Annotated in this window: 17 protein-coding genes; 8 read left to right on the top strand and 9 right to left on the bottom strand. The window is 39.5% G+C overall.

Annotated elements, in window-relative coordinates; all coding sequences use genetic code 11:
• Positions 1-93: 93 nt before the first annotated feature.
• The 4 genes from fusA to FY049_RS16260 all read right to left on the bottom strand — a co-directional run bounded on the left by fusA (position 94) and on the right by FY049_RS16260 (position 5073).
• A complete protein-coding gene (gene fusA, locus FY049_RS16245; protein WP_004723654.1) occupies positions 94-2232 on the bottom strand; it encodes an elongation factor G in 2139 nt (712 codons plus the stop codon).
• Between the two features lie 187 nt (positions 2233-2419).
• Positions 2420-2890 (bottom strand): 30S ribosomal protein S7, encoded by a 471-nt coding sequence (gene rpsG, locus FY049_RS16250; protein WP_004655203.1) that lies wholly within the window; start codon positions 2888-2890, stop codon positions 2420-2422.
• Between the two features lie 179 nt (positions 2891-3069).
• The gene (rpsL, locus tag FY049_RS16255; RefSeq protein WP_004648013.1) at positions 3070-3444 is read right to left on the bottom strand and encodes a 30S ribosomal protein S12; all 375 of its coding nucleotides are present in this window, start codon (positions 3442-3444) and stop codon (positions 3070-3072) included.
• Between the two features lie 147 nt (positions 3445-3591).
• Positions 3592-5073, bottom strand: a complete 1482-nt coding sequence (locus FY049_RS16260) for an EcsC family protein (protein WP_446084005.1) — start codon at positions 5071-5073, stop codon at positions 3592-3594.
• Positions 5074-5385: 312 nt separating this feature from the next.
• Here FY049_RS16260 and FY049_RS16265 point away from each other — a divergent pair, with 312 nt between their 5' ends.
• The 8 genes from FY049_RS16265 (at position 5386) to hemJ (ending at position 18625) form a co-directional block, all read left to right on the top strand.
• Positions 5386-6477, top strand: coding sequence for an ATP-binding protein (locus tag FY049_RS16265; RefSeq protein WP_004817563.1), 1092 nt, complete (start codon positions 5386-5388; stop codon positions 6475-6477).
• Between the two features lie 2 nt (positions 6478-6479).
• Positions 6480-9107 carry a DUF5682 family protein gene (locus FY049_RS16270; RefSeq protein WP_446084006.1) on the top strand — a complete coding sequence of 876 codons (2628 nt, stop codon included), beginning with the start codon at positions 6480-6482 and terminating at the stop codon, positions 9105-9107.
• Positions 9104-10288: a VWA domain-containing protein gene (locus FY049_RS16275; protein ID WP_105714309.1), complete on the top strand. Its 1185-nt coding sequence runs from the start codon at positions 9104-9106 to the stop codon at positions 10286-10288. Before FY049_RS16270 ends, FY049_RS16275 begins: the two co-directional genes overlap by 4 nt.
• Positions 10285-12438, top strand: a complete 2154-nt coding sequence (locus FY049_RS16280; RefSeq protein ID WP_446084007.1) for a hypothetical protein — start codon at positions 10285-10287, stop codon at positions 12436-12438. The genes FY049_RS16275 and FY049_RS16280 overlap by 4 nt, the downstream gene beginning before the upstream one ends.
• A gap of 129 nt (positions 12439-12567) precedes the next feature.
• On the top strand, positions 12568-16410 hold the full coding sequence (locus FY049_RS16285) for a DUF4132 domain-containing protein (RefSeq protein WP_446084008.1): 3843 nt from the start codon (positions 12568-12570) through the stop codon (positions 16408-16410).
• On the top strand, positions 16386-16556 hold the full coding sequence (locus FY049_RS16290) for a hypothetical protein (protein ID WP_004723662.1): 171 nt from the start codon (positions 16386-16388) through the stop codon (positions 16554-16556). The genes FY049_RS16285 and FY049_RS16290 overlap by 25 nt, the downstream gene beginning before the upstream one ends.
• A gap of 302 nt (positions 16557-16858) precedes the next feature.
• Positions 16859-18091, top strand: a complete 1233-nt coding sequence (locus tag FY049_RS16295; RefSeq protein ID WP_004723663.1) for a beta-ketoacyl synthase N-terminal-like domain-containing protein — start codon at positions 16859-16861, stop codon at positions 18089-18091.
• A gap of 81 nt (positions 18092-18172) precedes the next feature.
• Complete coding sequence (hemJ, locus tag FY049_RS16300; protein WP_004723664.1) at positions 18173-18625, top strand: protoporphyrinogen oxidase HemJ; 453 nt, start codon at positions 18173-18175, stop codon at positions 18623-18625.
• Positions 18626-18659: 34 nt separating this feature from the next.
• On the opposite strand, the gene FY049_RS16305 is transcribed toward hemJ, so the two are convergent.
• The 5 genes from FY049_RS16305 to alr all read right to left on the bottom strand — a co-directional run bounded on the left by FY049_RS16305 (position 18660) and on the right by alr (position 23671).
• Entirely contained in the window at positions 18660-19181 is a 522-nt protein-coding gene (locus tag FY049_RS16305) for an SMI1/KNR4 family protein (protein WP_446084009.1), read from the bottom strand.
• A 5-nt stretch (positions 19182-19186) separates the two neighbouring features.
• Positions 19187-20296, bottom strand: a complete 1110-nt coding sequence (locus FY049_RS16310) for an acyltransferase family protein (RefSeq protein ID WP_262782356.1) — start codon at positions 20294-20296, stop codon at positions 19187-19189.
• 252 nt (positions 20297-20548) lie between these two features.
• Positions 20549-21979 carry an amino acid permease gene (locus tag FY049_RS16315; protein WP_004723666.1) on the bottom strand — a complete coding sequence of 477 codons (1431 nt, stop codon included), beginning with the start codon at positions 21977-21979 and terminating at the stop codon, positions 20549-20551.
• Positions 21980-22164: 185 nt separating this feature from the next.
• On the bottom strand, positions 22165-22536 hold the full coding sequence (locus tag FY049_RS16320) for a RidA family protein (RefSeq protein ID WP_004723667.1): 372 nt from the start codon (positions 22534-22536) through the stop codon (positions 22165-22167).
• Positions 22537-22546: 10 nt separating this feature from the next.
• Positions 22547-23671 (bottom strand): alanine racemase, encoded by a 1125-nt coding sequence (alr, locus tag FY049_RS16325; protein ID WP_166781905.1) that lies wholly within the window; start codon positions 23669-23671, stop codon positions 22547-22549.
• Positions 23672-23754 lie beyond the last annotated feature (83 nt).

Genomic DNA, 23754 nt, shown 5'->3' on the forward strand with positions numbered 1-23754 from the left:
GAGAGCTTCCTTTTTAAACTACTCATGCAGGGTCACTGCATGAGCACTTGGTTTTTAACTATGAATTAGTTTGGGCTTATAGTAATCGAAAGATTACTCGTCGTCACCTTTTTTACCGCCAGACTGGAATTTAGAAATGATGCCTTCAGCCACGTTACGTGGAGTTTCAGCATATTTAGCAAATTCCATAGAATATGTCGCACGACCTTGAGACATAGAACGCATTTGAGTCGCGTAACCAAACATCTCAGCAAGTGGAACTTCAGCACGAATTGCTTTAGTACCGCCAGGTAAGTCATCCATACCCTGAACCATACCACGACGACGGTTTAAGTCACCCATGATATCGCCCATGTAGTCTTCTGGAGTTTCTACTTCAACTTTCATGATTGGTTCAAGCAAGATAGGATCTGCTTTCATGAAACCATCACGGAATGCGTAAGAACCTGCCATTTTGAACGATAATTCGTCAGAATCGACATCATGGTAAGAACCATCAAATAATGTCGCTTTGATACCCACAACAGGGTAACCAGCCAATACACCATTCTTCATACGTTCTTGAATACCTTTGTCAACCGCACCGAAGAATTCTTTAGGTACTACACCACCTACAACTTCTTCAGCGAATTGGTATTCTTTACCAGCTTCTTCAACATCCATAGGCTCTAAACGAACATATACATGACCGAATTTACCTTTACCACCTGTTTGACGTACGAATTTACCTTCTTGCTCAACACTCTTTTTGATTGTTTCGCGGTAAGCAACCATTGGTTTACCAATGTTCGCTTCAACGTTAAATTCACGCTTCATACGGTCAACAAGGATGTCAAGGTGAAGCTCACCCATACCCGCAATAATCGTTTGACCAGATTCTTCGTCTGTGCGTACACGGAACGATGGATCTTCTTTAGCCAAACGACCAAGAGCGATAGACATTTTTTCTTGGTCAGCCTTAGTTTTAGGCTCAACAGCAAGAGAAATTACTGGCTCTGGGAATTCCATACGCTCTAGTGTAATGATGTTTTTCTCATCACAAAGCGTATCACCAGTTGTTACGTCTTTAAGACCTACACATGCAGCGATGTCACCAGCGCGAATTTCTTCAACGTCTTGACGATCATTTGCGTGCATTTGTACGATACGGCCAATACGTTCACGTTTAGACTTAACTGGGTTATATACTGGGTCGCCTTGTTTAAGAACACCAGAATAAACACGTACGAAAGTCAAGTTACCTACGAACTTATCGTTCATGATTTTGAACGCTAATGCAGAGAACGGCGCTTCATCAGATGCTTCACGAATCGCTTTAGTTTCAGCTTTGTCGTCAAGAATACCTTCGATAGGCTTAACTTCTGTAGGTGATGGTAAGAATTCAATTACAGCATCCAACATACGTTGAACACCTTTGTTTTTGAATGCTGTACCACAAAGCATTGGTTGGATTTCGCCAGCCAAAGTTTGCGTACGAATACCTGCAACGATGTCTTCTTTAGAAAGATCACCTTCTTCTAGGTATTTGTCCATCAACTCTTCAGATGCTTCTGCAGCAGCTTCAACCATATTGGTGCGCCATTCTTCAGCAGATGCTTGAAGATCAGCAGGAATATCACCATATTCGAACTGCATACCTTGAGAAGCTTCATCCCAAATGATTGCTTTCATTTCGATCAGGTCAACAACACCTTGGAAATTTTCTTCAGCACCAATTGGAATCACTACAGGTACAGGATGAGCACCTAAACGAGTACGCATTTGTTCAACAACACGGAAGAAGTTTGCACCAGTACGGTCCATCTTGTTCACGAATGCTAAACGAGGCACTTTATATTTATTTGCTTGACGCCATACAGTTTCTGACTGAGGTTGAACACCACCTACAGCACAGTAAACCATGCACGCACCGTCAAGAACACGCATAGAACGTTCAACTTCGATTGTGAAGTCTACGTGTCCCGGTGTATCAATTACGTTGATACGGTGTTCAGGGAACTGCTTGCCCATACCAGACCAGAAACAAGTCGTAGCAGCTGAAGTGATTGTAATACCACGTTCTTGCTCTTGTTCCATCCAGTCCATTGTTGCTGCACCGTCATGTACTTCACCAATTTTGTGAGATACACCTGTGTAGAACAAAATACGTTCAGTAGTTGTAGTTTTACCGGCATCAATGTGCGCAGAAATACCAATGTTACGATAACGAGAAATTGGGGTTTGACGAGCCATGATTTCTTGCATTCCTAAATTTTGTTGTTTAAAACAGGACGCATCAATGAAGCATTGATGCGTACGGATACTCGATACGTAATGGGCAACTTAAATACCCGCAAATCCCCCACTTTGGTAGAGGGCGATGTTAAATCGTGCTGCAGTACGCATGAGTATTCTCCTGATTAGGGACTGTTTTAGCCGCTTAGAAGCGGTAGTGAGAGAAGGCTTTGTTAGCTTCAGCCATACGGTGCACATCTTCACGTTTTTTGATCGCTGCGCCTTTACCTTCAGCTGCATCAAGCAACTCACCAGCAAGACGTAACGCCATAGTTTTTTCAGAACGCTTAGCAGCAGCATCTACCAACCAACGCATAGCTAGGGCAGTACGACGGGATGGGCGTACTTCCATAGGTACCTGATAAGTAGCACCACCAACACGGCGTGCTTTTACTTCGACCATAGGACGAACTTTTTCAAGAGTAGTCTCGAAAAATTCAACTGGGTCTACTTTATTTTTTTCTTGAACGCGGTCTAAAGCACCGTAAACGATACTTTCAGCAATAGACTTTTTACCATCTTGCATTACGTGGTTCATGAATTTAGCGATTGTTTGGCTACTGAACTTAGGATCCGGAAGGATTTCACGAGCAGCGACTACGCGACGTCTTGGCATTTTAATCTACCTATAAATATGACACTTCAGGTTTATCCAGCATCAGCACAAAGTGTCGTGTGCTATTCGCTGGCCTTACTACACGTCGCTTGAATTTCACAAAATTAATGCAGAAATCAGACAAGCGAGACGATAAAGGATTGCGGCTCTATATTATTAAGAAGCTAATCTTTAAAAGATTATTTCTTAGGACGTTTAGTACCGTATTTTGAACGAGACTGGTTACGATCTTTAACACCAGCACAGTCCAAAGAACCACGAACGGTATGGTAACGTACACCTGGTAAGTCTTTAACACGACCACCACGGATAAGAACAACACTGTGCTCTTGTAGGTTATGGCCTTCACCACCGATATAGCTAGAAACTTCGAAACCTGAAGTTAAGCGAACACGGCAAACTTTACGCATTGCTGAGTTAGGTTTTTTAGGTGTAGTTGTATAAACACGTGTACAAACACCACGACGTTGTGGACAAGCCTTCAACGCAGGAACTTTTGATTTTTCAATCAAAGTTGTGCGACCCTTACGGATCAACTGATTTGTTGTTGCCATATGGCAATTCTCCCGTTAATAAAAAGCCTCAAAAAATTACCACTTTTTGAGGGCATGCAATTGTAAGCCAAGAAGTAAAAATGGTCAACATTCAACATGGTGTCAAATATTGACCATTTCAAGCTTTGGCTAAATGAATGATTCAACTTACTCAGGCTTACTTTCTGATTTTGTTTCAGTAGCTTCTTGCGTTTTTTCAGACGCTTTTACCGTATTTTCTGTAGCCGCTTTGGCTTTTACCGGGGTACGCTTTTTTGTTACAGTTTTTGCAGTTGTCGATGTTTTCGCCACATCAGTTGCCTTCGCTGTTGTGGCACCCACTGTTGCTGCTTTCTTTTGCGCAGTGCGTCGAGGTTTTACTGGTGTCGCTTTGTCTTCCAGTTGAGTCGCATGTTTATCTTCAATGTGAGTTTCAGCTAGTTTTTGAATCCCATGCTCAACTTTTTGCTCAGCATTGGATTCTTCAACAGCTTCACTGGTTTTTTCCTTCACTTCAACATGAGTAATTGCTTCATTTTCAACCTGAGGCTCGACTTTCTCTGCAAGCGTTTCTGCTTTGCTGTCTTCTAAAAGCAAGGGATGCGCGTCTGAGATCAATTGACTAAATTTTTCATAAGCATCTAATACATCAATTTTTTCATCAGAATGCTGTAGCAGATATTGCCTTGCGCCAGAAAATACGATTTGAGCTTTATCGGTTGCATCATCGACCAGTTTCCAGTTATATGCAGCACTGATGCCCATCGTGGCTAAGGGGGTGAGTCGTGTCAACAGACTAAAATGTGGAAGATTATTCATCCATGGCAACTTAAATGTACCATCCTCATTCGCCACCCATTTTTTTAACAGCTCTATATCATTGCTCGAACCTAAAAGCTGTTGCAATTGACTCACATTGTGGGTTTGCAACACCCCTGCAAAAGTTCGTATTGCCGCCATTAATGCGTGTTTTTCAGCAACAGTGCCTAGATCAATTTGTTTAAAAATGTATTCAACAACAGTGTGATCTTTTGCATTCAACTCAAAACCATGCGCTCGCCCAGTGTGATAAACACTTCGAAGTGCCAAAGCCAGTGAACTAGGTACATCAAGAATTGCGCCTAAGCCGCCGAACGCGCCTGTAACCGTACCTTGAATTGCAGCAATAATTTTATTCTGATTCGCCAGCGCAGTACTGATCCGTTGTGAACGTTCAGGATCCTTGGCCAATTCTGCCAAGCTTTTTGCACCCACTTCTTTTAGAACAGCATCTACAGAAGTCAGTTCTGAAACAAATTCATTGAGCTTATCAAAAATAAAATCAGACAATTTATCGTTTAAATCTGGTGAAATAAACGAAGCGACATTATTGATTTTTTTATAATGTTTCCCCAAAAGCTGCCCGGTTACATTGGGTAAATGTTCCCGTAGCATTTGTTGAGGATTTTCATATTGTTTACGTTCAAAAGCACTTTTTTCTTGAGCAGTACCTTGTACAACGGATTCATCTTTAGGACTGTGGCTCAATTTACTCACCGTACCAGGAGCAACATGATTGATCACACTTAAGCCTGTTTCGCTTAGCTTTTTGGCCACGCCAAAAGCATTTGAAATAAATCCGCCTGATTGTTTTTTATTAGAATTTGCCATGTGCACCCTCGTAACTGTGGTTTTTCAAACACTAAAGCTTGTATTAAATAGTTTCTCAACACTTACATTAATGTACTGATTCATGAATCAATACAATCACTATTTCACAAAATTTCAATACAGATCATCATACTATACAATTATAAACAATCTACCCCTAGTTCACTTGCAATTACAGCACTCAATTTACTTAAAATACTTTTTATAACAAATACATGTCACAATTTGTCGCAGACAACTTATGTACCAGTGGTCATCTCAGCCTTTGCCAGTTATGATAGATTCATTGGATAAAATATATATAGAATCATTATGAAGCAAAATTTTCAAAATCAAATTAAGCACAGTTCAGAACAAAAATATCAAGCGGAACTAGAACGCTTAAAAGAACAAGATCAACATAGAAAGCCAGCAGGTTGGCAACTTTCTGCCTACGCTGTTCGCTCATTTATCTTGGGTGATGCCAAGCTGGATATTCAAAAAAAGTTTTATGGTGATGATGCTTTAGTTGACCGCGCCTTGGTTACGTTGATGGGCAATCAGGGTTTGATGCTGGTGGGTGAACCAGGTACAGCAAAATCGATGCTTTCAGAGCTATTTAGTGCTGCCATTTCAGCCAATTCTCAGCTCACAATTCAAGGGACAGCAGGGACAACCGAAGACCATATTAAATATTCTTGGAACTACGCACTCCTTTTATCGGAAGGACCAACAGATAAATCACTGATTCCCTCCCCGCTCTTCTATGCCATGAAAAACGGACAAATTGCCCGCTTTGAAGAAATCACCCGTTGTCCACCTGAAATTCAGGATGTGTTGGTGTCTTTACTGTCTGAGAAGCAAATGATGATCCCTGAAATGGGACAAGATTTTAGTTTGCAAGCTACACAAGGATTTAACATCATCGCAACAGCAAACTTGCGTGATCGTGGCGTACATGAAATGTCAGCAGCATTAAAGCGCCGCTTTAACTTTGAAACAGTAAAACCAATTCGTGATCAAAAATTTGAAATCGAACTGGTGGGATTACAACTTAAGAACCAGCTTGCTGATTTATACAGTGAAATCCAAGTTCGCCCAGAAGTTATCGAACTCTTGGTGACCATTTTCAATGAGCTCAGAACAGGACAAAGTCTGCAAGGCGCAACACTTAAAACGCCTGATGCTGTTATGTCTACTGCTGAAGCGGTCAATATTGCCCATGCGGCAGGTCTACAAGCCATTTATCTCAGTGATGGAAAATTAAAAGCAGAACACCTCGCACAACAATTGATTGGAGTTGTGTTTAAAGATAATCCAGATGACGCTAAACGCCTACGTTACTATCTGGATACTGTGGTGAAAGAGCGTGCACGTAAAGATGCCGACTGGAAAAGTTTCTATGACGCCAGCCGAGAGTTTTAATCATGCAGCTGTTGGATCGAAATATAGAGAGAGGTGAAATGCCTGAACGCTTAAAACAGGCATTTCAACTGAAACAGCAAATGGCAGAGCAAAACGTTTTTTTTGCGCCAATCCGCCATCATAGCCCCGCTTGTGCATACGCGTTAAAACAATATATCGATGAACTGAAGCCCACACACATTTTAATCGAAGCACCAACAAGTTTTGAATTCTTAATTGAAAGCTTACAGAACCAAGCCACTCAACCTCCTGTGGCTATATTTGCACAAGCACAACGCTCTTCAAATAAAACCTCACCCAAAAAAGGCGCTACAAATAAAGAGAGTGCTGGCGAAGAACATGAAAGTGATGACGAGGTTCAACCAGAAATCTTTTCTGCCTACTTCCCTTTTTGTGAATACTCACCTGAATGGGTCGCCATCCAACAGGCAAAACTCATTCAAGCAGAAGTTAAGTTTATTGACTTGGATTGGGCAAAACAAAGTGCCTTAAAAACACAACAGTCCGATTTGGACTGGCAACAAAAAAGTTTGCTGTCTGAACGTTATTTTGCGCATAGCCAATATATCCAAAAACTTGCTGAAACCATGCATTGCCGAAATCACGATGAACTTTGGGATCATTTATTCGAGCTGCAAAATGTTGAACAACTGCAACGTGCTCAAACTTTTTTTGATGATGTTTTTGCTTGGTGTTCATTGGCACGTCTGGATTATGAGCGTGAGGTACTCTTACAAGATGCTTCATTACATCGTGAAGATGTGATGTGGAATTGCATCCAAGACAGTATTGATCCCAAGCATAAAATTTTGGTGATCACGGGTGGCTTTCATAGTCTTGCCTTAATTGAAAATCTAGCAGTCCCACAGCAAGCAGAACGTTTTATTGTCCAAGATCAAAAGCAAAACTGGCAAGAGCAAGCTTGGCTGATTCGCTATAGTTTCGATCGTTTAGATGCTTTAAATGGCTATGCTTCAGGTATGCCCTCACCTGCATATTATCAACAACATTGGCAAAATTTAAAATCTGCAAACAATCCAACGGTTGAACAAACGCAACTGCAATTTTTTCAATATTTAAATGAGTTATGCCATTTTTTAAACCAAGAAAATGCACTGGATGTAACGCCTTATATCGCGCTAAAAAATACCGCTGAACTTGCTTGGCAATTGGCTTGCCTTCGAGGGCATTATCAACCGAGCCGTTATGATTTACTCGATGCCTTACAATCAGCCCTAATCAAAGGAGAAATGGATGATGGACAACAGCATTTATTTACCCTGATTTTTCAGTTTTTAAGTGGGCAACAGCTTGGTAAGGTTGCTCAAAATCAGCACAGCCCTGCCTTATTACAAAATACCTATCAACAGATTAAAACCTATCGTTTTAATTTAAATGACACCATTTTACGCAATCGAAAACTCGATATTTATCGTAAACCTTTACATCAGAACATTAGTCAATATTTGCATTTATTGGAATTTGTCGGCTGTAATTTTGCTCAACGTATTTCGGGTCCAGATTTTGTTCAAGGTGCCAGTCTGGATTTGCTGTTTGAGGAATGGCGTTATGCATGGACACCCAGTGTTGAAGCACGTTTGATTGAACTAGCAGAAATGGGCAATCAACTCGAACAAATTGCACTGCTTAAAATTATTAAACTACAGCAAGAAAATGAAGCAAAAGGTGTCGGGCAATCTGCCTTTGAAACTGCCAAATTGCTGGCTTTGGCATGTCGCTTAGGATTAAAGCAACATTTAGAATTGCTTCGTCAACAACTCGATACTTTTTTAGAAAGCGATCAAAATCTTGCCTCGGTGATTGGTGCAGCACAGCAATTGTATTATTTGTGGCATGGTCACAAGCTGTTAAATTTACCCGAAAATATCGTGATACAAAGTTTAAGTTTTGCCGTCTATCAGGCCTGTTTTTTACTTGATCAAATTTACGATACCCACGAAGAAAAAGTTGAACAAAATCTTAGCAACTTAAAAACCTTGCATGAACTGATTTTAAATATCAAGCAACGAAATCTTTCACTACAGCATGCAGTCGTAAATGCACAAGATGTAGATTTACTGGAACTGATGTATAGCCAAATTGATCTGGCAAAAATTGATGAGTTTCATCTTAGTTCACTCAAAGGTGCGCTACATACTTTACAGTTTTTAGATCATGAAATTGAGCAAAATCAGCTTCAACAACAATTACAACTGGCTTTTGCAGTGGGAAGTGATCCTGAAGACGCTGTGCAATACCTACATGGCATGTTTTTTATTGCGCCTGAAATCTTTGTGCAATCCAAGGTTGCAATTGATGCACTTCACCAATTGGTCAGTCATTGGACGGAAGACACCTTTATTCGGATTTTACCTGATTTACGCTATATCTTTAGTCAGCTCACCCCAAAGCAAAGCACCAAAGTATCGAAAATTATCGCAAAAACCACAGGACTTGGAGAGCATGTCATTCTCGATCAGGTGCTCAGTCATATTGGGGAACAGGATGTATTCCAAGGCATACAACTTAACCAGCAACTGCAAAAAATATTTGAATATGATCACTTAGATCGCTGGGCAAGCAATCGCTCAAAACAACTCAATCCAGAACAACAAGGAGTGAATGAATGAGTCAATTACCTCCTGAACCAAATCTTGATGAAAACTCAGATACCCCCGCTTCTCTTGATGCAATGGATCAAGCACGCCGTTGGCGCTTGATGCTCGGTCGCTATGCCGACCAGAATTTATCAGCAGCGGCATTGTCAGGCGATCAACTAAAACTTGAGCGCAACCTCGATTATCTCTACCAAAATGAATATAAACGTCGTGGTATCCAACAAGGAAAAAATCGCCATGGCGGTTTGGAAGCCTCGCAGCTTAACGCGATTAACTGGCTCAACCAAAGTCGAAAACTGTTCCCAAAATCGACCTTTGAACGTATGCAAAAACAAGCCATAGAACGCTATGAGTTAACTGAGTTATTTAAAAACCCAGAGCATGTAAGACAACTTGAACCCAACCCTGCAGTGGCTAAAGCTTTGCTGAGTATGCGTGGTCGTTTAAGCAATGAAATGAAAGATGCGATTCGAGAATTAATTCAAAAAGTCGTGGAAGAACTCTTACAAAAAATCCGCACACAATTTTTAAAAGCGCTACAAGGTCGTCGTAATCGTTTTAAGCGTTCACATCTTAAACAGGCACAAAACTTTGATTGGAAACGGACCATTCAAGCCAATCTCAAGAATTACCAGCCTGATTTACAAAAACTGATTATCCAAACCCCTTATTTTAATGCCCGTGTACAAAAACATTTGCCGTGGGAAATTGTACTGTGTGTCGACCAAAGTGGCTCGATGATGGATTCGATCATGTATGCAGCAGTATGTGCCAGTATTTTGGCAGCTCTCCCTGCGGTCAATATTAGTCTGGTCCTGTTTGACACCCAAATTGTTGATTTAAGTCATTTGGCACATGACCCAGTTGAAGTCTTACTGACCATTCAACTCGGTGGCGGAACCAACATTGGTCAAGCTTTGCAATACTGTCAAAAAAAGATTAAACAACCCAATCGCAGTATTTTAGTCTTGATCAGTGACTTTGAAGAAGGTGCATCCGTTCAACAAATGCTCAACACCACCAGTCAACTCAACCAACAAGGCTGCAAACTGCTTGGGCTTGCGGCGCTGGATCAAGCAGCTAATCCTGTTTATGACATCAATATGGCACAAAAACTCCAAGAACGCGGTATGCAAATCGCAGCAATGACCCCTGAACATTTGGCAACATGGTTTGCAGAGGTGATGCAATGAGTTGGCATATTTATACCCAATACGATGAAGACAGCCTAACCATGCATAGCAATGCTGGTCTTCTACGTCGTGCCCGTAAAGCCTTAGATGCTGTTGAACTACTACAACAAGAGCACGATCAACTGGTATTTAAAGTCGAAGAATGTGAGGTTAAACTGCCCTTTGAAGGCATCACCAAAGCACTGTGTAATTGTTCAGCACAAGGCTGTTGTAAACACATTCTCAGCAGTATTTTATGGGTTCAGGAACATGAAACACTACTGGCTACCGCAAATAGCCCAAGTGAAAATAGCCCTAACAATAATCTAGAAAATGCAGTACCACTAACTCAACAGGAAACATCTCAACATACTGAGCCATCTGAGCAAGTAGCAACATCAGCCCTTGAAACTGTTTTAGAATTTGATCCAAGCAAAATCCAAAAACAAGCAGGCAAAGCCAATATTCGTTTGGCTCATGAATTTGTACAAAATTGGTTGCTTCAACCTGAATCCTGTCAAATTGATATTCAAGAACATAAAATCACTTTTCAAACCGATTTAAGTCCCAATCCAGTTGTTCTCTACCCCGCAACAGGGTTTGAAGGCATGTTGTCAGAAATTACAGACAAACAAAAAGTTGCTGGGCATTTGGCATGTATTGCTTATTTAGTTCTGAAAAATGCCCCTGAAAAATGGCAATGGTCAATTGATACAACAGCGCAACATCATCATCCTACACAGCAACTTTCGCCGGATGATCAGGTATTGATCCAAGAACTTAAAATCATTTGTCAAAACTTTATTCAGCAAGGTTTGTCACATCTGGCCAAAGAAATGGTCATGTCACTGCATATTTTAAATATGCAAGCACGCGCACAAAACTTACCACGTTTAGGGAGCTTATTGCGTGCCTTACATGGCTCAATGAAGCAGTTTTTGGAAGCAGATGTACAGGTTGATGAGCAGCAGATTTTTAATCAATTGGCACATTTGTATGCCTATTTGGCTGCACTGTCAGAAATCGAGCATTTAGGTCCAGATGTTCAAGCCGAAGCATTGCGACAACTTCGTGGTGCTGTACAACGCGACTATCAACAAGAAAGCATAGCACATCTGATCCCGCTTGGTTGTGAATGGTGGAATACAGAGAGTGGTGCACATGGTCTAACAGTGTGCTTCTGGGATGCAAAAGAGCAACAACTCAAAGAAGTGACTCAGGCACGTGCCAATCATTTAGATCGTACCTTTGATATGCACAGTGCAGCCAATACTGGAATTTGGGGAAGTTCTCTCAGCTTTTTACTCCAACATCAACTTGAACTAACCCATGCAAAATCCAGTTCAGATACACAACTGAGTGCCAGCACAGATACTCGTTTTTTACCAAAAGGCTTGTTGAATGCACTCAGCCAATCTGACTTAGAACAGATGAATATTGGCATTTCAACATGGCAATCTTTACAGGAAATGCTTGTTCCGCATTCAAGCCTAGAACAGCTTAAATCACGTTATGTACTGCTTCGCCATAAAAGTATCACAGCGCCTGAACTCAACGAACTAGAGCAATATTTTGAATACCGTATTACTGACGATGAAAATAGAGCACTCAAGCTGGTCTTTCCGATAGAACCAGAATACCGTACACGAATTAAACATCTCACCCAACTGATTCATAATGAAAAAATTATCGCAACATTGGTGCGTATCGAAGCAACACAGCAACAGATTCAATTCATTCCATGTAGTGTGTTTTTAACAACGCCAAAAGGTTTAAAAATATTCAGTCTGGATTATGATTATCCTGTACAGAAGAAAAGTAGCTTGGTTGAGCTGATTACTGGTCGAATTGAAAAATTGCTCGAACAAAAAAAACAATGGAAACATCAGCAACATTTATCTGCATTAGACCTTTTGATCTTGGAATCACAAGCCTTGTTTGAATTCTATGCAAATACAGGTCGTTCAAAATTGGATACGGATGATCTGGTTAAACTGGATGATTTTGCTGAAAAGTTTGCAGATTTGGGTTTAAGCTTTATTCAAAACTCACTCAAATCAGATTCCACACAGCACAATTTAGCCAGTCAGCTTTTAAAATGGCGACATGTTTTATTACAACTACAACGTCTAAATCATAGAATCGCTTTAGAAGGACAAGTTACGTCGTGATAAATTAAGCTTGCTATTTAAATTGATGATATTTTTCTATAATTTTAGTGAACTACCAAGCACAGTATTAAAGCCTAAAGTATTAGCGCCTATAGAAAAGCAACAGCGAGTTGCTCAAAAGGAATACAGATGTTAAATAAACTTTTTTCAAAAATTGAGTCGATGTTTTTAAAGCCTGAGGATAAGGCAGTGAAAACGCAACAAGCAAACTCAACCGCTGATCATGACCACATTCAAAAACATAATGAAGATCTAAAAAATAAAGTTGAAAAGCTCTACCATATTTTCCAGCCTTTGGCCGTCATTGAAGACCAACTTGATCAAAATGTGGTTTTGTTTATTTTGGATGGAGAAAATCCAGAAATATTACTTAAATTACAGCAATACCCGAATGAAAAAGCACTGCTTTTACTGGAAAAGCCAGGTACCTATAGCTGGTATTGGCCTCAAAACAATCAATCACTGGATAAAAAAGAAAATAAGCTTGCTGAAGCGGCACTAAAACTACGCCGTCGTTATTATGGTGAGATCTTTGAAGAATTAGAATTTGAACAAATTATTCGTTTTGCCAAAGTGCTTGAAGCGGCAACACAACAGAAAAATTTCACCAATATTTATGAAAAAGTGCCCGCTTGGTTTATTTATCTCACGGTAGATACATTTATTACTGCTTTTGATAGTCATCATTTTAGCGAAGCAGATCCGAATAAATTGTTAAAGCAAAATTGGACTCAACAGAAACTATTTGATTTGCTTGAAAGTGATCAACAGGGTTTAGGCGATGAACTACTGCCTTATTTATTTGAACGCCAAAATATCGACAGTTATCATTCTAGTAAATTAGATAAAATATTATTACTCAAGGACACCCAAGATTTCATTTCAGCCCGATTAGATCAACTCAGAAAACTTATTCCAACACTGAGCATCATTGGACAAGAAAACTTTTTAGACTATATCGCCAAACAAACGACATTGATCAAACAAATCCCTGACTTGATTGTAAAACTTTCTGTAGGGAAATCTAAAACCATTCGTACTAAAGCCACCAGTTTATTGACGAATTTAAATCCAGAAGATAGCCAAAAATATTTAAATCAAAATCTATTGGAAGGTTCAAGTCAGGAACGTGGCTTTTCTGCAGATCTATTGGCACGTTTAGGTGCTGACAATCTAACTGTACTAGAACAAGCTTTTGCACAAGAAAAACAAAAATCTGTACAACAAATCTTACAAATGGCAATTCAGCGCTTAAGATCTGTTGATACTGCTCAATTACAGCAAGATTTTGAAGCACCAACCTTTCAACCGTTTGTTGAACAAAAAATTCCAGCAAGTTTTACCGAGGTTATTTTAGAAAATTATCAAGAAATTTTGGCTAAAGCTGAACAGAATGCTGCCGATGAAATTGAAGAGAATAAAACAGCAAGTTATAAAAGAACTTGGGCTCAAGATCATTTAAAGCAGCTTAAAAAAATCAATCATCAAACCTTAACGTCGATTGTTGACCAGCTGAACGGTGATGCATCTTTTAAAAATGTACACCAAGTTGAAAATATTATTACCCATAAAAATAAATATAAAAAATATCCTGAGTTTTCCATTAATCATGCCATGAGAATCATTGCGATACGCAATCGGAATTGGATTTATTGGCCTAATTTATTTGAAATGCTTAAACCTGAAGAATATGCCAATTATGAACTTCGTCATATCGTTCAGGCCCTAGATGCGGCTAAATTTAACAATCCCAAACGTAGAGTCGCTCAAGGGATTCTAGCGGGATCATCCTATTATCAAAGTTTACAAGATCATATTTATGAAAAAGATAAAATTTGGCCATTTTTTGCGGAAAATCAAGAATATTTAACTGAAGCGTTGGGGCTTTCTCCATCTTTAGAAAAAAATGAATATCAAAGCTTTAACCCATCCGATGCCATCTTTGTACTTAAATGTTTCCCATCCTTACCAGTACAATTTATTCCGCGTTTACTCGAATTTGCATTGGGTGAAAATAAGCGTTTGCGTTATGAAGCGCAAGAAACCTTACAACACCTTCCACACATTCATCAACGTGCCATTGAAGCTCTAGATTCGGGTAAACAAGACATTCGAATCACTGCAATTGAATGGCTAGCACGTCTACAAAATCAGGATGCAGTAAAACCGCTGAATGCTTTACTTAAAAAAGAGAAGAAAGAAATCGTTCGAGCTGCTCTTCTAACGGCATTGGAAAAGCTTGGACAGGATATTAGTGCTTATCTCAAACCAGAAGTGCTGCTAAAAGAAGCAGAAGACGGTTTAAAAGGCAAACTTTCAAGCAGTTTTACATGGTTTGATTTTGACACATTGCCAAAAGTGAAATGGCAGAATGGCAAAGAGGTTGACCCTAGAATTATTAAATGGTGGGTGATATTGGCTGAAAAACTGAAAGAGCCTAGAGCCAATGCCTTATTACAACGCTATAGTGACTTACTCGATCAAAAAGATCAGGTACAACTTGCCAATCATTTATTACACAGTTTTATTCATCAAGATACCTTACAAACACCATTGGATGAAGCAACGCAATATGCAACCACAGAAGCGCCTGGCCGTCTGAGTTCTTATCGGGATTCATACAAACGTTATGGTGAAAAATACCCTGAATATTATGCCAAATATGGCACCATCACCTTAGAAGAAGTGATTGAAGAGATTAAACGCGAACGTTTAGGACTTTATCTGGGTTCCGCGATCAAAAGTAAAGGTATGCTTTCACTGACCGCCAATGCACAAGGAAGTTTTGCAGTAAAACAATTGCAGAACTATATGAAGCAACACTACCCTCGTCGCTCACAAATTGAAGCCATGATTAGTGCATTATCGATCAGTAATGACCCATTAATCATCCAACTGTTGCTTTCACTTTCACGTCGTTATCGGACTGCTTCAGTGCAAACACTTGCAAACACATTGGTTGCTGAGATTGCTGAACGCAATCAATGGACAAGTGATGAGCTGGCCGACCGTACTATTCCAACAGCAGGTTTAGATGAAAATGCTGTGTTACAGCTACAATATGGCTCACGTAACTTTAGCGCCATTGTTGATGATAAAGACAAATTCATTCTTAAAAATGAAGAAGGTAAAGAAATTAAAGCACTACCTGCTGCCCGCCAAAATGATGATGAAAGCCTGATCAAAGAAGCCAAAGCACTGTTTAGCACCAGTAAAAAAGAGTTTAAACAAGTGGTTGATATGCAAACAGGTCGTTTGTATGAGGCGATGTGTAGCGAACGTCAGTGGAATGTTGCTGAATGGCAAGAGTATATCTTTGCCCACCCAATCATGAGACGCTTAATCCAAAAGCTGATTTGGCTTGAGATCAAAACCAATGGTGAAAAAATCAGTTTTAGACCAAGTGATGATGGTGCATTACTGAATTTAGATGATGATGAAGTCGAGCTGAGCACAGACAGCAAAATTCAAATTTCTCATGCGGTTTTGGTCGGTGAAAAGGAAGCGAAAGATTGGATTGCACACTTTAAAGACTATAAAGTGAAATTCTTATTTGAACAGATGACTCATCACCTGCCGAAGCTTGAAGATGATAATGTCACTGAAATTAAGGATCATAACGGCTGGCTTACAGATACCTTTACCCTCCGTGGTGTAGTGACAAAATTAGGCTACCAACGTGCCAGTATCGAAGATGGTGGTTCATTTGACCGCTATACCAAGCCGTATAAACAGTTGGGTATCGATGTAGAAATTACATTTAGTGGAAGCTATGTACCAGAGGAAAATATTCCTGCTGTACTTTATGAACTGACTTTTAGTAAAAAAGCCAGCCGCTCTTGGAACAACAATGAACTTCCACTTAAACAGATTCCACCAATTTTATTGGCTGAGAGTTATGCAGATTATTTAAAAGTTGCTGCATCGACATCAGGTTTTGATCCAGAGTGGGAAAAGAAAACGCCTTGGTAATTCATAAAGACAAAGAAATTTTGTTTAGGCTTGCTACAGGCTATAACAGTTGTATTGCAACCGATATGATTGGTCTTGATGGTCATCATATCGGTTATATGGGTAATTCAACTCAGCAGGTAAAGAGAAGCCTTGTTCTACAATAGGGATAAAACACCATGCTTGTTCCAGCAATTTAAAATTTATTTCAAAAATTAGTGCTTCAAACCATCTCTAGTAAGCCCTGCTTATGGATGGTTTTGCCTAATTGATGTAAATATCCATCATGAATTCATATTATTATAAAAATAATAAATATATTTATTTTCAGTTATTTAATTAACTTTTAAGTATACAATATATTGTTTTAAATGATGCACAAGAATCAATATCTTTCGCCATTGAACTAAAAAAGTAAACGCGTTTAAATGTAAACATTCATTCTGTATTCTAAAATAAAGGACTTTGCATGAACCGTCGTGTTGTCATCACTGGTATGGGCATTAACTCATGTATCGGTAATACATTGGAAGCTGTTAAGCACTCTTTGGAAAATGGTATTTCAGGGACACGTCATAATTCAACTTACGAAGAACTTAATTTTAAAAGTCATGTCAGTGCCGCAGCAGAACAAGATTTTGATGGTATTGACCGTAAACTCAAGCGCTTTATGGGCGTATGTGCAATGTATGCCTACAATTCTGCGCTTGCAGCCGTTGAACATGCAGGCTTAACGCCAGAACAATTGGGCGGTAATCCACGTTACGGTATTGCAGGGGGTTCAGGTGGTAACTCAACTGCGTCTGTTACAGAGATGGTTAAACTTTTAGAAGAAAAAGGTGCGCGTAAAATTGGCCCGTTCTTCGTACCACGTAATATGTCAAACACCATTACTGCCAATGTCGGTGTTGCATTTAAATTACAAGGTGTTGCTCATTCAATCACCAGTGCTTGTGCAACTTCAGCTGATGCGATTGGCTATGCTTACAACCTAATTCAATTGGGTAAACAAGATTTAATGTTGGCCGGTGGCGGTGAAGAAGATCACTGGTCACAAAGCTTATTGTTTGATGCGATGGGCGCACTATGTTCTAAATATAATGATGCTCCAGAAACAGCTTCACGCCCATACTCAGCTGACCGTGACGGTTTTGTGATTGCGGGTGGTGGTGGTTTTGTTGTACTTGAATCACTTGAACATGCTCAAGCACGTGGTGCAAATATTCTTGCAGAAGTGGTTGCTTATGCTGCAAATTCGGATGGTGCGGATATGGTTGCACCATCAGGTGAAGGTGCTACCCGTTGTATTTTAATGGCTTTAGAAGAAGCCAAACAACATGGCGTAGATAAGGTTGACTATGTCAATACCCATGGTACTTCAACACCCGCTGGTGATGTGACTGAACTTCTTGCGATGGGTCGTGCATTTGGTGAAGGTAATGTTCCACCATTAAGCTCAACCAAGTCTATGACAGGTCACAGTCTGGGTGCTGCTGGTGTTCAAGAAGCCATTTATTCTGTATTGATGATGCAAAATGACTTTATCGCGCCAAACATCAATGTCACTGAGCTTGATGAAGGCACAAAAGGTTATGACATCGTACTTGAAAAACGCGATACAAAATTGAATACTGTGATGAGTAACAGTTTCGGTTTTGGCGGTGTCAATGCTTGTCTCATTTTTAAAAAATGGGAAGGCTAAACAAAGAATTGTTGATCATTCAAATTTAAAATAAGTTTGGATGATCAACATCTCGCACACTGCCCTTAAAAGGGTAAATTGATGGATGCTCCTTCAGAAGCTTTCCTTTGGGTAAAAGCTTTACATATCATTGCAGTCGTGTGTTGGTTTGCAGCACTGTTTTATCTCCCGCGTTTGTTTGTCTACCATGCCATGAGCGATGACAATCTAAGTCATCAGCGTTTCGAGATCATGGAGCGTAAATTATATCGGGGCATTATGTGGCCTTCGATGATCGCAACATTGATCACCGCACATTTTCTCGTAGACTGGGGTGATGCTACACGTCATTACCATGAAGCTTTATGGTTTTATCTAAAAGTCGGTTTAGTTGGTCTTTTAGTAATTTACCACTTTGTTTGTGGCTATTACCGTAAAAAACTGATTGGCAATGCACATTATAAATCGCATAAGTTTTGGCGATTTTTCAATGAGATGCCAACCCTGATTTTATTTGCAGTGGTGATTTTAGTGGTCGTTAAACCAACATTTTAAATTGTAGATAGAAACCTCCTAAATGGAGGTTTTTTTATACATCTCGATTGGGTAAAGGCGGATCATAAGCATCACCTAAATATTGAAAATCATCTTGTAACCAATACCAGTATTGCCCTTTATTCAAATATAACTGATGTAAAAGCGCAGTAAAGCTCTGGGCAATAATAGGTGAATCACCAATCGTTGCATGGGTTTCAAAAAAGCTATCATAACATTGACCTCGTCTAGCTTGCGCCATATCAATACTGATGTATTGACTCATTTCATCTACCTTTGCGATTAAAAACCAGTCATGACTGATATCATCATTTTCCAATTCCAAATCGATTGATTCGTCTGAGAATAAATAAGTATTAATCGGTATAAATTGATGACTCGCGACGATTTCAATTGAATAAGCTTCTTGTGGAAAAAATTTTATTCCATTGGTTTCACGATAAAAGATCTTCACATCATCAGGAATATTTTGTGGCAAATTTTGTGCTAACTGTGCAGGATACACCTCACAGCTTGGATCTTGTTTTATGGTTTCTATTAACTGCAATATTTCCATTTTTATCACCCATTTTTAAGTAAAACTTGGCGTATTTTTCTGTTCATCGGTGTTGAATAGTACTTTTCAATGGCCCAACTCAATACAAAAACAGCAATAAAATAAATTGGTAATAGCATTAATTTTTCAACAGCTAAGGTTTCTTTGGGAAAATAAAAAACTTTAAATAAACCCAAGATAATCAAATGAAACAAGTACATTTCATAACTACGTTGTCCAATCCACGCTACACCTTTTGACAATATAGAGCGAGATTCAGTATATGGGTTCTGAGCAAAACAGAAGATCAACATTGCTGACAATATGGCAAAAATGCTGATTCCCCACGTACTAACCTCTTTGATTGGTGCATATAAATAAACAGCGGCCATCAACAAAACAATGATTGGAACCACGATTTTTGAAACCTGTATTTTTTGTCCCATCCGCTGAGTCATTAAAGCAGTTAAGCAACCCATCGCAATTCCGTCAAAACTTGAGAAGTAATGATAAAGATAAGCCCCGCTTTCCTCAGCAAAATGCAATGAACGGAAATAAGGTGCATAAATGATGATTGCCAATAAAAATATAATAAAGCCTTTACCACGGCCTAATACAACACATAAAATTGGAAATGCTAAATAGAAGACTTCCTCAACAGATAAAGACCATAGCACGCCTAGCGCATAATTCACCCAGCCATTTTCAATGATCAGGATATTCATCCAAAACGTAAAAGCAGAAAATACAGTTAAGCCATAAGAGACTTCAATACCGTTTGGCACTTGATTGATAAAGGGTTTTAACCCCATTGCACCCAGTGCCGTCACCAGCGCTACCAGTAGGACCAAACAAGGCATAATTCGGGCAATACGGCGGATATAGAAATCTTTGAGCTTAATCTGCGCGAGTGTGCCACTTCTTTGTAAAGTATGTTGGGTGATTAGAAAACCTGAAATCACAAAAAATAGGGTCACACCATAATTACCATTGCGGGCAATTAAGGTACTTAAGCTTTCGCCAAAGATTGGTATACCTAGAAATGTGTCATGCAGTTTATAAGGAATATTAAAATGGTGGAGAAGTACCAATAAAATTGAAATTCCACGTAAGAGATCGATCTTGTTATTGCGCATATATGCTGTTGTTTAGCGTAAATGATGCTATTAAACGTGCTTTTTATTTTTATTTCAGTAATTTATTTTGAATAATTTGTTAAATTTCACATTGAATCTATGCAATCAATCACGGATAAAACCAAAAAGTTGAGTATGTTATATTTAATCTAAGCGTTTAATTTTTAAATTTAATTTATATCAAAAATTTTCATATCATAGTTATTCAGGAGATGATCTAACACCATCTCCTGATCAATTGAATATTCAACATTAAAGCTGCTGATTACGCTTTTTCATACGCGGTTTATACATCATTTGATAGGTCACCGCTAAAATAATCACCCACAACGGGCTGATGATTAAAGCTTTTAAGGTATCAGGCTCAAGGCTTAAAATCACCAAAGTAAAGGCAAGGAAGATCAAAACAAGATAAGACATCCATACACCACCCGGCATTTTAAAGTTTGATTTCTCATGCAATTCTGGGCGTAATTTACGGTAGCGTATATAACACACCATAATAATACTCCAGATACTAATGAATAAAATCACACATAAAGAACTGGCTAAGGTAAATGCTTCAACGGTATTTGGAACAAAATATTGTAGTGCTGCACCTGCCATAATAAAGCCACAAGAGAACAATAAACCTTTTGCAGGAACGGCGCGTTTAGACAGTTCAGCCAACTTAGTCGGTGCTTGCCCTTCTTTGGCCAATCCAAACAACATACGACTGGTCGAAAATACACCACTGTTCATCGATGACATTACCGAGGATAAAACCACCAAGTTCATAATCACAGCCGCTGCACCAATACCAGCATGTAGAAACAATGTGACAAATGGACTTTGATCCGCAGGAATTTCATTCCAAGGGGTTACCGACATCACGATAAAGAGTGCCAATACATAAAACAAAATAATACGGGTCGGAATCGCATTGACCGCTTTAGGTAAGTTCTTTTCAGGATCTTTGGTTTCTGCCGCCATAGTACCGATCAGCTCGACACCGACAAAAGCAAACAAGGCAATTTGGAAACCTGCTAAAAAGCCACTTGCGCCTTTCGGGAACATGCCACCATGCGACCAGACATTGCTAAAGCTTGCAACTGAACCTGTCGGTGCTTGGAAATGGCTCAACACCATATAGCCACCAATAAGAATCAATCCGACAATGGCTAAAATTTTGATCAAAGCAAACCAAAACTCAATTTCACCAAACAACTTTACCGTGAGGAGATTAATACCCAATACCAAGAGTACGCATCCTGCACTAATTAAGGCTTGTCCCATGGGGGTAAAGGCGGTTCCGTCAGGAAGCCAAAAATTAAGATAATTGATAATTGCAGCCAAATCCGCAATACCCACTAAGATCCAACCGAGCCAGTATGACCAGCCAATATAATAGCCAGCACCCGGACCAATTAAGTCATGTGCCATATCAATAAAGGATTTGTAGTGCAGATTTGAAAGTAAAATTTCACCCAATGCGCGCATCAGGAAAAAGAACATTGCACCAATGATCATATAAATGATCAGAATTGAAGGGCCTGCAAGGGAAATGGTTTTCCCTGAACCCATAAATAAGCCTGTACCAATTGCACCACCAATCGCAATTAATTGTAGGTGACGATTGGATAATTTCCGTTGTAGCTCATTTGGCGACGATGGTACGTCATCTGAATGGCTTGAAGTTGTCATAAAAATATCCTTTTTGACAATTTTTTGGAGGTAAAACCCGCTTGTGGCATAAGAACATTCCCGTTCTATTGTTCTACCTAACGCGAACTGGGCCACATGGTTTACATGTGACCAGCTTTAATTCGGGGCAAATACTGCTTTAATTATTGACAATAATCAATTCTACTTTATTACAAGAGGTGAATTTATGCCTGCGCCGCAATAACTGCGATCTCAATCAACCAATCTGGATTAACCAAATCAGCTTGAATCGTTGCGCGAGATGGTGCAACACAGCCTTCTAACCAATCAATCCAAATGGTGTTGAACGTCGCAAAATCATCTAAATTTTTGATGTAGACATGAGCAGACAATAAACGTGATTTATCAGTATTTGCCTCAAGCAATAACTGGTCAATTGTTGCCAAGATTTCTTGAGTTTGACCAATAATATCCTGTTGGGTGTTTTTAGGAACTTGGCCTGACAAATAAACCACTTTATTGAAAATGGTGACTGCACTCATCACTTGATTGCTGTTGAGTTTTTGAATGTCTGCGTGTTGAACGTTGTTTGACATGTTGATGTCCTTATTTTGAAATTTTAAAATTTACCCGTGCAGTTACACCACACATGAGCTCATAACCTACGGTTCCAGAACTTGCTGCAACTTCATCAATCGGCAGTACAGTTCCATTTGAAGACTGTCCCCAAAGTACCACTTCACTTCCAACACGAGCATCGGGGATATGGGTTAAATCAACCGCTAACATGTCCATGCTGACACGACCAATAGTTTGGGTTCGTACAGAATTAACCAATACTGGTGCATCCATAGAAATACGTTGGTAACCATCTGCATAACCACATGCCACAATACCGATTTTCATGGCTTGGGTTGCCGTGAATTTAGATCCATAACCCACTGTTTCACTCGGCTGTAAATCTTGAATTGCAATGATTTCACTGCGTAAACTCATGCTTGGTTTAAGATTCCAATCTTGAATTGAATGTGTTGGATAGTCTGGAGAACTGCCGTACAGCATAATCCCGCTACGAATATAATCTGAACGTAAATCTTGTGAATGTCGGAGAATGGCCGCACTATTTGAAACTGAACGCTCTCCGTCTAAATCTTGAATGGTTTGTTCAAAAATAGCCTGCTGGTAGGCAATCCCAGATTGCCCCAAACGCTCACCATCTGCATCTGAAAAATGCATCATATGCGTGATAGATTTCACCACATCAAATTGCTTTAATCTCTGCCACATTGCCCGATACGCATCAGGTTTAAAACCAAGGCGATTCATTCCTGTATTCATTTTTAAAAATACATCGAATTGCGTCTGTGCTGGATTGTCTTTGAGAGATTGGCTTTTAAATTGTTCTAGCCAATTCACTTGATCTTCATTATGCAGGCTAAAACTTAATTGATACTTTTCACAATCCAATAAATCATCTGCTGAAAAAATGCCTTCTAAGAGCAGAATTGGACCTGTCCATCCCGATGTTCTTAGGCGTTTTGCTTCATCGATATCCAACAAAGCAAAACCATCTGCGGATTTGAATGCATCATAAACACGTTCAATACCGTGTCCATAAGCATTGGCCTTGACCACGGTAAAAACTTTACTTTGTGGCATAAATTGACGGGCGACATTCAGGTTATGCAACAAAGCATCCTGATGAATGACGGCAGTAATTGGTCTAGGCATTTTATTCATCCCTGAATATGGATTGGCGTTGTAAATTATTTATCGCTAAACAATTTATTTATCACTGTTTTAATAAAGTGGCA

This window comes from Acinetobacter sp. 1125_18A, from assembly GCF_052824985.1.

Bases quoted from the DNA above. Each gene is read 5' to 3' on its own strand.
- fusA (WP_004723654.1), bottom strand. From the start codon at position 2,232: ATGGCTCGTCAAACCCCAATTTCTCGTTATCGTAACATTGGTATTTCT.
- rpsG (WP_004655203.1), bottom strand. From the start codon at position 2,890: ATGCCAAGACGTCGCGTAGTCGCTGCTCGTGAAATCCTTCCGGATCCT.
- rpsL (WP_004648013.1), bottom strand. From the start codon at position 3,444: ATGGCAACAACAAATCAGTTGATCCGTAAGGGTCGCACAACTTTGATT.
- FY049_RS16260 (WP_446084005.1), bottom strand. From the start codon at position 5,073: ATGGCAAATTCTAATAAAAAACAATCAGGCGGATTTATTTCAAATGCT.
- FY049_RS16265 (WP_004817563.1), top strand. From the start codon at position 5,386: ATGAAGCAAAATTTTCAAAATCAAATTAAGCACAGTTCAGAACAAAAA.
- FY049_RS16270 (WP_446084006.1), top strand. From the start codon at position 6,480: ATGCAGCTGTTGGATCGAAATATAGAGAGAGGTGAAATGCCTGAACGC.
- FY049_RS16275 (WP_105714309.1), top strand. From the start codon at position 9,104: ATGAGTCAATTACCTCCTGAACCAAATCTTGATGAAAACTCAGATACC.
- FY049_RS16280 (WP_446084007.1), top strand. From the start codon at position 10,285: ATGAGTTGGCATATTTATACCCAATACGATGAAGACAGCCTAACCATG.
- FY049_RS16285 (WP_446084008.1), top strand. From the start codon at position 12,568: ATGTTAAATAAACTTTTTTCAAAAATTGAGTCGATGTTTTTAAAGCCT.
- FY049_RS16295 (WP_004723663.1), top strand. From the start codon at position 16,859: ATGAACCGTCGTGTTGTCATCACTGGTATGGGCATTAACTCATGTATC.
- hemJ (WP_004723664.1), top strand. From the start codon at position 18,173: ATGGATGCTCCTTCAGAAGCTTTCCTTTGGGTAAAAGCTTTACATATC.
- FY049_RS16305 (WP_446084009.1), bottom strand. From the start codon at position 19,181: ATGGAAATATTGCAGTTAATAGAAACCATAAAACAAGATCCAAGCTGT.
- FY049_RS16310 (WP_262782356.1), bottom strand. From the start codon at position 20,296: ATGCGCAATAACAAGATCGATCTCTTACGTGGAATTTCAATTTTATTG.
- FY049_RS16315 (WP_004723666.1), bottom strand. From the start codon at position 21,979: ATGACAACTTCAAGCCATTCAGATGACGTACCATCGTCGCCAAATGAG.
- FY049_RS16320 (WP_004723667.1), bottom strand. From the start codon at position 22,536: ATGTCAAACAACGTTCAACACGCAGACATTCAAAAACTCAACAGCAAT.
- alr (WP_166781905.1), bottom strand. From the start codon at position 23,671: ATGCCTAGACCAATTACTGCCGTCATTCATCAGGATGCTTTGTTGCAT.